The organism is Yokenella regensburgei, from assembly GCF_051486985.1.
Lineage (GTDB): Bacteria > Pseudomonadota > Gammaproteobacteria > Enterobacterales > Enterobacteriaceae > CBFFRJ01.
The window spans coordinates 49,705-59,781 of sequence record NZ_JAHVDV010000033.1 but is presented as its reverse complement, the minus strand read 5'-3'; the positions used below and the strand labels follow the sequence as shown (position 1 = coordinate 59,781).

Sequence of the window (10,077 nt, the reverse complement as noted above, 5' to 3'; positions counted from 1 at the left end):
GCGCACTGCGCTCACCTCCCGGCCCTCAGCCTGCGGCCGGTTTGACTCGCCGTCCTGGCTCGACAAACCTCTGTCCGCCCTCCCTGGCGGCCAGTCCTTGTCTTCCGGCCTCCGGCTCGCCGGTTTCAGCGGGGACTCAACCCCCTCGCGGCAAGCCAGTAGCCTGATGAAAAAAGGTACAGCTGTCGCGTTTTTAGAAAAGCGAAACCGGCGTTTCTTTTAATACTGTAACGTGCAGCGAGGGTGTTGTGGTCCGGCTGAAAATCGATGCGGCGTTGACGGCTGACCGGGGCCGCCCGCAGGGAAGCCGGCGGAGGAGATAGCCTGCATGGAACGCAGGCTGCTCCCCGACCCGACAGTCAGATGGCATAAGGCGACAAAATTGCCGGGAGCAATTTTGAATAGCGCCTGCGCTAGCCCCGAAGGGGTGAGCCCCAGGGATGGGGCGAATAATGCCGCGAAGCGGCGATTTTCCTGGCCGGGAGCCCGGGTTGCAAGGGAGGCGGCGGCGAGCCTCCCTTGCACGTTCACGGGTGGAGTGGCAACAGAGAAAAACGGTACGTAAGGTGAACGTAACACTCCGCCTGCGTTACATATTGCGGTTCACCGCGATGCTATTCACAAGTGGCGCGGCATCAGAAGCACACCACGCTTAAGGTGAATGGAACACCCCGCCTGCGTTACATATTGCGGTTCACCGCGATGCTATTCACAAGTGGCGCGGCATTGGAAGCACTCCATGCGTAAGGTGAATGGACCGCTCCCACTGTGCCACCTGTTCGCCTTATCACACACTCTCAATGCCGGGGGCATGATCCGCCCCGGTAATACGCACCAAATGCACAGTAAGCCATAACAATTCATTGCCACCGAGAGTGAGATCAAGCTGTGATTTGACATAGTCTCGTATCAACAGTGAACAACGGTAAACCTGCGGATACTCTTTGATGATTTGCACCAGGAGGAAGTTGTCGCGGGATTTATCCAGTTCTCCCTCCTGTAACCGCTGCAGGAAAAACTGCATATGGACCAGAAAACGGGTGTAGTTAAGTGATTCAGTGTCGATCGCTTGTTTAAAGTGATACTGCACCAGATTAAAAATATCCTTTAGCATCTTCACCGACTGCATGGTCTGGCCGACGTCATCCCCCTGCGTCTGCCCGTTAACCAGGTGAAAAGCAATATTCCCTGCCTCTTCATCCGGAAGATGAAGGCCGTACTGCTGAGTAATCGCCGCGACGGCCTCGCTGGCGACGCGATACTGTTGGGGGTAAAAACGGCGCACCTCTGATAGCAGCCGGTTTTGGATAGCGATCCCCTTCTTATATCGCTCGATGGCAAACATCAGATGATCGGCGAGAGTAAAGAAAATTTGCTCTCTGACCTTATTTGTCAGCCGGGCATTTGCCAGACTGATGATCATCGACGCCATATCGAGCACCTCTTCGGGCATTAAGGAGATTGCATCAAGATGGCCTGGGTGCGCCGTTTGTCCTTTCTTGTTTTTATGCTGCTATGGCATAGTGAAGGACTTGTTAAAAACATCGGAAGTTACCAGGGGAGAAAGATGAATTCATCCAATATCAACATCGGATTCGGTTATTCCGATATCCCGGCCGGCCACGTGGCCTCGGTTGTGACCTGCCTTGAGATGCACCAGAAACCGCAACAAGCCACCTGCCCCCTGCCAGCAGGCGTGACGCTGGAACCCTTTATCGGCGATGACCTGGCACAATACCGCGCACTTTTTCGCAAAGTGGGTGAAAACTGGTTATGGTTTTCCCGGCTTTTTATGCCCGATCAGACGTTAAAAAATATTCTGAATAACGATCTCATCACTATCTATGTCATTCGCGATCAGGGTCAGGACATCGGTTTACTGGAGCTTGATTTTCGCGAGCAGGGGCAGTGTGAGCTGGTTTTTCTGGGGCTTATTCAGGGAACCACCGGGAAAGGAGTGGGTCGAGCGGTAATTGCGAAAGCCATTGAGCTTGCCTGGTCAAAACCTGTTACCCGTTTTTGGGTGCATACCTGCACTTTTGACCACCCGTCTGCTCTCAATTTTTATATTCGCTCGGGATTCAGGCCCTATGCGTTTCAGGTGGAGATGCGCCCGGATCCGCGGCTGACCGGCCATCTGCCGCGCCATGCCGCACCGCACATCCCGCTTATTGATCCTGGCGCTCGGTAAGCGGGAACAGAAACTATTCTGCGGTGATGACCATCACCCCTGCCGCCTCAAGCGAGAGCGCGAGGCCCTGTTCAACACCAGCGTCTACGACAACCGTGTCGGCCAGAGAGAGAGAGCCGATGACATAGGGTGACGCCGCATTTATCTTCTCGGAGGAAGCAAGCACAATGGTCTCTGCGGCCCGCCGCGAAAAGGCACGCTTTACGCTGGCTTCTTCATAATCCCCGGTCGTCAGTCCCGTCTGAACGTGTAAACCGGTCACCCCCATAAAAAAGAGATCGGCCTGAATAGCGGAAATTCCCTCTATGGCCGTAGTTCCGGTTGTCACAACCGAATGTTTGAATAATTTCCCGCCTATTAATATCACATCAATCAGTGGATGTTCCACCAGCGCCAGGACGATACCCGGACTATGTGTCACCACGGTGATATTGAGCTCAGGCGGCAGAAAGGCCACCATTTCCGCCGTCGTGGTACCGCCATCAATGATGACAACCTGTCCCGGGGAGATAAGCCCGGCACCTTTACGCGCCACCCGTTTTTTGGAGTCAAGGCTGAGGAGCTGGCGATTTGCAAAATTTGCCGTTGCGCCTGAAGCCGGGAGCGCACCACCGTGAACGCGCTGCAACTCGCCCGCTGCCGCAAGCTCCCGCAGATCCCGACGAACAGTATCTTCTGAGACGGCAAACTGCTGACTGAGCGCCTTAGAGTAGACCTGCCCCTCGCGCCGTAGCATATCGAGGATTAAACCTTTGCGTTGCCGGGTAAGCATAATGACGCGCCCTCTTTTTGCATGAGTTATCTTGATAATGCACGAAAATGCCGTTTATGATGTCTACTCTACGTATGGAGGAGCGATCGTGCAATCAAAACGTGCAGAAGTACGCATTACGGACAGTCAGTTGCTGTCCGATAACTGGTATACGTTAAGAAAATACACCTTTGACCTGCATCGACAGAACGGCGAATGGCAACGGCAACATCGTGAGGTCTACGACAGAGGGAATGGCGCAACCATTCTGCTCTACAACCGCGAGAAACGAACGGTTATCCTCACGCGGCAGTTTCGTTTCCCGGTCTTTGTAAACGGGCATGAGAGTAACCTCATCGAAGCGGCGGCGGGTCTTCTCGATAACATGGACCCTGAAAACCGCATCAAAGCTGAAGCGGAAGAAGAAACCGGCTATCGAATTGAGAAGGTAGAGAAAATTTTTGAAGCCTACATGAGCCCCGGTTCTGTCACTGAAAAGCTCTATTTCTACATTGCGCACTATAATCCTGGCGATCGGGTCAGTGAGGGAGGCGGTCTAAAAGAGGAAGGCGAGGATATTGAAGTACTGGAAATAACGCTTGAAGAAGCACTGGCCGCCATTGAAAACGGCCAGATAGTGGACGCAAAAACGATAATGCTGCTCTATCACGTTGCCCTGAAAGGTATTCTCTGACGCGATTCAAAGATATCCGCGCTCCTGCGGATATCTCATTTCATTCACCCTTAGCGCAGTACCGAGCGGGCCATGCGCGTCAGGGTATGCCGCACCCCTCTTATGGCCACACTGTAAGCATAGATATTTTCCGGCAGCGCAATGCCCATAAATCCGGTATCGCCAATGTGATGCATATCTGCTCCGGCCATTTTACTCATCAGCGCAATCTGGCGCAGAGTGCTGACATCGGCGCCTTCCTGCGAGGTTCCGATGGCGGTCATCGCCATCATCCCCTTCGCATGCGCGGCCTCAGTCAGTGACGTAACCCTTTGTTGGCTCATTCCCGGCACGGTGCCTGGCGCGGGGATCAGAACCACATCCGCACCCTGGTCGGCAAACCAGGCAACATCCTCTTCGGTAATAATGGCACTGCCGCTTTCACCCACCAGCCCCGCTCCATGCATTTTCCCGGTAATAAGCAGTGCGCTGTCACCTATAGCATCCCGTATGGCCTTAAGTGCCACGCCCAGGGCACGATTGCTTACGCCATTATTTGGATTCCCGGTCAGCACAATGATTCTGGCACCCATCTCCACTACGGCACGGGCGTTTTCAGGCGTAGCGGCCCGCCCCGCCGTCATGGCCCATATGTCATCATGACGGGCGGCAAAGTCCGGGTCCACGGCCTCCAGATTGACACCAATAATACGCCCGGTCAGCCGTTGTAAAACCTTAATTGCCGCTTGCCCAGGCGTGCCGGGAGGTAATCCCTCAATGCGGGGAGTATGACAGTCGAACATATTGAGCAGCAGAATATCAGCGCCCTGCGACGCGGCTACTTCTGCATTGGTCACGCCAGGTAATAAGGGTTGAGTAATGGCGATGGTTTCACTCATCACTACCCGCCCTTCACTGGCGCGAATGGCATAAATCAGCCCGTGTTTATCGAGCTGTACCAGTTCAGAAGCGCAACAATCCAGTAATCTTTTTTGTGCCATCTACCCCTCTCCCAAAATGTATACCAGTTATGTACCACTCATATACATTAGCTGAATGCATTATCTAACTGCCATTGCATCAAGGTTATTTTGTGATCGTTATCGCGGGTGAGCAGGCGGCTTTTTTCAGCAGAATGGTGACAGAACAGCCAACATGGATAACAATTGGTACATGATATAATGAACCAGTTGATGATTATGTCCTTTACTACAGACCTTTTCAGATTCGATCCCCGAAGTGGTATGCCCCTTTACAGGCAACTGGTGAATGCCATTAAAACGGCCATCACCCGCGGAGAATTACGTCCCGGTGATGTGCTCCCCTCTGAGCGTGAGCTGGTCGATAAGCTTGAGATTGCCAGGGGGACGGTACGCAAAGCGTTTCAGCTGCTTCTGGAGGACGGTATTCTGCTGCGCAGTCAGGGATCGGGTACTTTTGTCGCGCCGCATATCCGCCAGTCCATGCCGATGCTTGAAAGTTTTAGTGAAATGGCAAAAGCGAATGGTGGCCAGGCGCAGAGTGAACTGGTGGGCTTTTCCCGCCGCCCGTCAACCGATACGGAACGGCGTATCCTGCATCTGTCTGCTGAACAGGGTGAGGTGGTGGAGCTGACGCGACTGCGAAAAATAAACGGCGTTGCGGTTTCCCTGCAAACTGCCCTCCTCCCTGCCCGGCTGCTGGTAAACCTGAGCAGTCTGGATGATTCACTCTATCTTTATCTTGAACGGCAGGGCGCGCCGGTTTTACGTGCCAGTCAGCGGTTTTCGGCCGTCGCTGCGGATGAACGTCTTGCGCACTATCTCTCTGTGAAACCCCAGTCGCCACTCTTATTGGTGACCCGCACCGGCTTCAGCCATAACGATGTCCCGGTTGAACACACCTGGACCTGGTGTCTCAACGAGTACTATGACTTTACACTCGAGTTGCATCGACAGGGCGAATAGCGCCGCCGCCCTTTCCTCTCATCAAAAAATTCACTCCTTAACCTGTTTTTGAGGGGTAAGATCCCTCGCCTAAGTGACACTGTCACATCTATTTTCCAGGAATAGACTATGATTTGCTTCGTAAGCCTTCAGGTGTCCGGCAGTGAGGACATCTTCGCCGTCCATTGACAGCTTTGTACTGAACGAGGGAGTTGAATGGAGTCAAAATCATTTATTAAACGCTGGGGCGCTGAGTACCTGGATAACGGCGCTGTGCTTTTTCGTGTCTGGGCGACCGGGCAGCCAGCCATTACGCTGAGACTTGCCGGTAACGATCTCCCCATGCAACCGCAGGGAGATGGCTGGTTTGAACTGCGTGTAGAGGGCGTTAAACCCGGAACGGAATACCACTACGTACTTGAAGACGGGATGGTTATTCCTGACCCTGCCTCCCGGGCGCAGAAAGCCGATGTGAACGGCCCTTCTCTGGTCATCGACCCGCACCACTATGTCTGGCAGCACACGGAATGGCGTGGACGTCCGTGGGAAGAAACGGTGATTTATGAACTGCATGTGGGCACCTTCACCCCCGAAGGGACACTGCAGGCTGCCATCGCGAAACTGCCTTATCTTGCCGATCTCGGTATCACCCAGATTGAGCTGATGCCGCTTTCTCAGGCGGGCGGTAACCGCGGCTGGGGCTATGACGGCGTATTGCTTTACGCCCCGCACAGCGCCTACGGCACACCGGATGACGTGAAAGCCTTTGTTGACGCTGCTCACGGTCTGGGTCTCTCCGTCGTGCTCGATATCGTACTCAACCATTTTGGCCCTGAGGGTAATTACCTGCCCTTGCTGTCGCCGGACTTCTTTGATAAATCGCGCTCGACCCCTTGGGGAGCAGGTATTGCCTATGATGTGGAGGCCGTACGCCACTACATCGGGGACGCCCCGTTATACTGGTTGAAAGAGTTTCACTTTGACGGACTGCGCTTCGACGCTATCGATCAGATTGAAGATAATTCTGAAAAACACCTTCTTATTGAAATCGCTGAACGCATCCGTGCCGAGATAACGGACCGACCGGTTCACCTCACCACGGAAGACTGCCGCAATATTATTTCACTCCACCCGCGTGAAGAGGACGGTACGGCGCCGCTGTTTACCGGTGAATGGAATGACGATCTCCATAACGCCGTGCACGTCTTCGCGACAGGCGAAACGCATGCCTATTATCAGGATTTCGCGAAAGCCCCTGAAAAACTGATTGCGCGTGCGCTGACTGAAGGGTTCGCCTACCAGGGCGAGGTATCGTCGCAGAGCGGTGAAAAGCGTGGCGTGGACAGCCGCAGCCAGCCTCCGGTCGCTTTCGTCGATTTTATACAGAATCACGATCAGGTAGGAAACCGTGCACTGGGGGAGCGACTGATAACGCTTGCTGGCGCGGAAACAACCCAGGTGCTCTACGCCGCCCTGCTACTTTCGCCCCATATACCGTTGCTGTTTATGGGTGAAGAGTACGGTGAGACGCAACCTTTCCTGTTCTTTACCGATTTTCACGGTGAGCTGGCGAAAGCGGTTCGTGAAGGACGGGCAAAAGAGTTTGAAGGTCATTCGGGATATGAAGGTTCCGATGTGCCTGACCCGAACGCCCCCGACACCTTTGCGGCATCTACCCTCAACTGGGCCGCGCAGGAGACGCCGGAAGGAAAATCCTGGCTTGCACTGAGCCGCCAGCTACTGGCGCTGCGCCAGCAACATATCGTTCCGCTTTTGCAGACCGCCAGAGGAGGCTGCGGCAAGGTTATCCATACGGCACCGGGCTTCTTTGCCGTGTCCTGGGCTTTCCCGAAAGGCACCCTCTCCCTGGCGGTAAATATCAGTACGCAGACACATCCTGTTCCGGATCTGCCCGGCACCACGCTTTTCGCGCTACCGGGTATGGGCAATGAACTGCCCCCTCGTTCAGTTGTTGTTCGCCTTGCATCAGGAGAGGCATTATGAGTATCCCGACCGCCACTTATCGCCTGCAGTTTCGTAATGGGATGACCTTTGATCGTGCGGTTACGCTGGTCCCCTATCTTAAAAAACTGGGGATAAGCCATCTCTACGCCTCACCCATCTTTACGGCGACAAGTGACTCCACGCATGGCTACGATGTCACCGATGCGAATGAAATCGATCCGGTTCTTGGCGGCCGTGAAGGATTTGACCGCCTGAGTGCGGCGCTCAAAGCGGCCGGACTCGGCCTGATTCTGGATATCGTTCCGAACCATATGGCCGCCTCACTGGAGAATCGCTGGTGGCGCGATGTCATTGCGTACGGTGAGAAGAGCCGTTACGCCCGCCATTTCGATATCGACTGGTCCCGTCCGCTCACCTTGCCTTTTCTCGGCGATCATTTTGATGCTGTACTGGAAAATGGCGAGCTCAGCGTCCAGGCGGACCCTGAAACCGGCACGCCATCGCTTGCCTATTTTGACAACTTTTACCCGCTCGCGCCGGGTACAACCGAAGGGTTGAACCTGACGGATAATGCCGGGATCGCTGAACTGCATGCGCGGCAACCCTGGCGGTTGATGAGCTGGCGCAACGCGCCTTTTGAACTCTCTTACCGTCGCTTTTTCGAGATAACAGGCCTGGTGGGGATGCGGGTAGAAGATCCGGTCGTGTTTGCTGACACCCACCGGTTAATCCTTGAGCTGGTCCACGAGGGTATGGTGGACGGGCTTCGCGTCGATCACGTGGATGGTCTTGCCGATCCGAAGGCCTATCTCGAACAGCTGCGCCACCATGCCGGACCAGCGTGCTACCTCACCGTCGAGAAGATCCTCGGCGAAGGAGAACAGCTTCCTGCTGACTGGCCTGTCTCTGGTACCACAGGCTATGAATTTATCGCCTCACTCTCCGATGCGCTGGTAGACAGCGAAAAGACGGAGACCCTGTTCAGCCTTTACGAAGAGGTACTCGATCGCTCAGTGGATATGGAAAGTGAGCTGCGTAAAGCCAAGCTGCTGATGGTTGATCGTAACTTCGAAGGCGAATTTACCCGCCTGCTCGCGCTCTGTATGGCCATCGCTGAGACGGAAAATGTCACTATCAGTGAGACACCGGTTCGGGCTGTTCTGCGTGAACTGCTGGTCACCTTCCCGGTTTATCGCACCTACGGAACGGCACAGGGTATGACGTCTGCCGATCGGGCGATGCTCGATAAGGTCGCGAAGGCGGTCAGCGCCAGCCCGAATGCGCCCCATCCCGAAGCGTTACAATTCCTGGTCACTCTTCTCGCGGGCGAGGTGAGTGAAGCGGCACGGGTACAGGCCACCGAATTGCGTACCCGTTTCCAGCAGCTCACCGGACCACTGATGGCGAAATCGGTTGAAGATACCCTCTTTTTCCGTCAGCACATGGATCTGGCGCTTAATGAGGTCGGCGCGGAACCGCTGCCGCGTAGTTATTCCATTGAGCGTTTCCATCAGGATATGCAAACACGGCGGGCATGCCAGCCGGACGCGATTTCTACCACGTCGACGCACGACACTAAACGCGGCGAAGACACTCGCGCACGGCTCTATACGCTGACCGAGGCGCCGCAGGTGTGGGCGGAACATGTGATCCGCTGGCGCGAAATGAACCAGTCTCAGGTCGTAAGGATTGAAGATGGCCTGGCACCCCGCTCCGGCAGTATCTGGATGATCTATCAGGCGCTGGCGGGCGCATGGCCGGTCACCCTCGAGCCGGAGGACAAAGCGGGACTGCAGGCGCTCGAAGCGCGTTTTTTACCTTACGTTGAGAAAGCGCTTCGCGAAGAGAAGCTGCGTACCAACTGGGATAACAACAACGACGCCTACGAGCAGGCCGTGCTCGGCTACGTATCCCATCTTCTGCACTATGAACCTTTCCTGCAGGACTTTACCCGTTCGCTGGCGCCCTTTATCCGTGCAGGCCTGAGCAATACGCTTACGCAGACGGTCATTAAGCTGATGGCCCCCGGCGTACCGGACATCTACCAGGGCAGCGAAGGGCTTAACTTCAGCCTTGTTGACCCTGACAACCGCCGTGAGCCGGATTATGCCGCGCTCGGGACTATGCTGGACGACGTCAGCGATCCGGTCCTCTTCGACGACGCCGGGCTGAAAAGCGGCAAGCTGAAGCAGCACATTACCGCCAGACTGCTGCATTTACGTCAGCACAAACCGGCGCTGTTCCGGTTCGGTGATTACCTGCCGCTGACGCCTTCCGGCACACAGGCCCGTCAGGTGGTTGCCTTTGCCCGTCAGCACGAAGATGAGGCTGTGCTTGTTGTGCTCCCCCGCCTGATGCTGAATGCAGACAACCGCGGCTGGCAGTCAACCGAGGTGCGCCTTCCGGCTACGCTTGCCGGGCGAACCTGGCAGAACAGTCTGACCGGGGAAACCGTTTCGCTAACAGACAGCATCGCTCTGGATAATCATACCCATATGATTGTGCTAAGTGGCTGATCCGTTTGCTATAAAACTATTCTCGTCCGTTGTAAACATTGTTGTGAATATTAAAA

The 10,077-nt window shown here is 55.0% G+C and carries 7 protein-coding genes and 1 pseudogene; 5 read left to right on the top strand and 3 right to left on the bottom strand.

Going from position 1 to position 10,077, the window contains the following annotated elements:
• Positions 1 to 787: 787 nt before the first annotated feature.
• Positions 788 to 1,486: pseudogene (locus tag KXR87_RS19565) on the bottom strand (BglG family transcription antiterminator); the annotation flags it as partial.
• Positions 1,487 to 1,567: 81 nt separating this feature from the next.
• On the opposite strand from KXR87_RS19565, the gene KXR87_RS19560 reads away from it, so the two are divergent.
• Positions 1,568 to 2,191, top strand: a complete 624-nt coding sequence (locus KXR87_RS19560; RefSeq protein ID WP_437433880.1) for a GNAT family N-acetyltransferase — start codon at positions 1,568 to 1,570, stop codon at positions 2,189 to 2,191.
• A gap of 13 nt (positions 2,192 to 2,204) precedes the next feature.
• Here KXR87_RS19560 and KXR87_RS19555 read toward each other — a convergent pair whose 3' ends face one another.
• The gene (locus KXR87_RS19555; protein ID WP_437433879.1) at positions 2,205 to 2,963 is read right to left on the bottom strand and encodes a DeoR/GlpR family DNA-binding transcription regulator; all 759 of its coding nucleotides are present in this window, start codon (positions 2,961 to 2,963) and stop codon (positions 2,205 to 2,207) included.
• A gap of 88 nt (positions 2,964 to 3,051) precedes the next feature.
• Between KXR87_RS19555 and KXR87_RS19550 the strand changes: the two genes are divergently transcribed.
• The gene (locus tag KXR87_RS19550; protein WP_437433878.1) at positions 3,052 to 3,636 is read left to right on the top strand and encodes an NUDIX domain-containing protein; all 585 of its coding nucleotides are present in this window, start codon (positions 3,052 to 3,054) and stop codon (positions 3,634 to 3,636) included.
• Positions 3,637 to 3,686: 50 nt separating this feature from the next.
• Here KXR87_RS19550 and KXR87_RS19545 read toward each other — a convergent pair whose 3' ends face one another.
• Positions 3,687 to 4,616 carry a DUF7916 family protein gene (locus KXR87_RS19545; RefSeq protein ID WP_437433877.1) on the bottom strand — a complete coding sequence of 310 codons (930 nt, stop codon included), beginning with the start codon at positions 4,614 to 4,616 and terminating at the stop codon, positions 3,687 to 3,689.
• Positions 4,617 to 4,859: 243 nt separating this feature from the next.
• On the opposite strand from KXR87_RS19545, the gene KXR87_RS19540 reads away from it, so the two are divergent.
• From KXR87_RS19540 to treY, 3 genes are all read left to right on the top strand, one after another.
• Positions 4,860 to 5,561, top strand: a complete 702-nt coding sequence (locus KXR87_RS19540; protein WP_437433876.1) for a GntR family transcriptional regulator — start codon at positions 4,860 to 4,862, stop codon at positions 5,559 to 5,561.
• 195 nt (positions 5,562 to 5,756) lie between these two features.
• Positions 5,757 to 7,544, top strand: a complete 1,788-nt coding sequence (gene treZ, locus KXR87_RS19535; protein ID WP_437433875.1) for a malto-oligosyltrehalose trehalohydrolase — start codon at positions 5,757 to 5,759, stop codon at positions 7,542 to 7,544.
• Positions 7,541 to 10,021 carry a malto-oligosyltrehalose synthase gene (gene treY, locus KXR87_RS19530; RefSeq protein ID WP_437433874.1) on the top strand — a complete coding sequence of 827 codons (2,481 nt, stop codon included), beginning with the start codon at positions 7,541 to 7,543 and terminating at the stop codon, positions 10,019 to 10,021. The genes treZ and treY overlap by 4 nt, the downstream gene beginning before the upstream one ends.
• Positions 10,022 to 10,077 lie beyond the last annotated feature (56 nt).